The following is a 584-nucleotide window of genomic DNA, read 5'->3' as shown; positions in this document are numbered from 1 at the left end:
CCTTTTGGGCCTTGACCGGGTGGGTATCCATGACAACTTCTTTGAGCTGGGAGGCCACTCGCTGATGGCAGTTAAGTTAACCGCACAAATACGGGACGATCTATCAGCTCAGGTTTCGATCAGGAAAATTTTCGAATTAAGCACTGTCGAATATTTGGCGCGATATCTGGATGTAATTCAGCTTCAAAGAAAACTAGAAGAAGCGAATGCAGAGTTAGACACATTTGATCTATAGCGGGACAAGAATGAGCAAAGCGGGTGGCAATCCAGTGTTGATTGCGGATTCTAGCGAAAATTAACCGCTCGTACGTATAAAACAGTTTTCAGTTCCTCCATTCAAACTTGACAAGTCCATGAGTTCTAATAATTTGAGCGAGGCAATTAATGTGATCAAGCAAGCAAGCGAAGAAGGCGTATTGATATTTATCGAGGATGGCAAAGTCAAGTTTAAGGCTGACAAAAACAAGCAGTTAAACCAGGCGCTTTTAGAGGAGATTAGGAAATACAAAGAAGACATTGCAATCATTATCGGTAGCAGAAGTGGGCTGGCTCAGAAAATTCGAAAGCGTACCAGCTCGGACTTA

The 584-nt window shown here is 43.0% G+C and carries 2 protein-coding genes; both read left to right on the top strand.

All coding sequences use genetic code 11. The features are described 5' to 3' along the window. A partial coding sequence (locus tag AAHB90_RS32525; protein WP_342089497.1) for a phosphopantetheine-binding protein occupies nucleotides 1-235 on the top strand: 235 nt, incomplete at its 5' end. A gap of 118 nt (nucleotides 236-353) precedes the next feature. Next, nucleotides 354-584 (top strand): hypothetical protein (locus AAHB90_RS32520; protein ID WP_342089496.1); only part of this gene is annotated, 231 nt, incomplete at its 3' end.

The organism is Dyadobacter sp. OTU695 (assembly GCF_038440355.1).
In the GTDB taxonomy this organism is placed as follows: Bacteria; Bacteroidota; Bacteroidia; order Cytophagales; family Spirosomataceae; genus Dyadobacter.
This window is presented reverse-complemented; position numbering and strand designations above follow the sequence as displayed.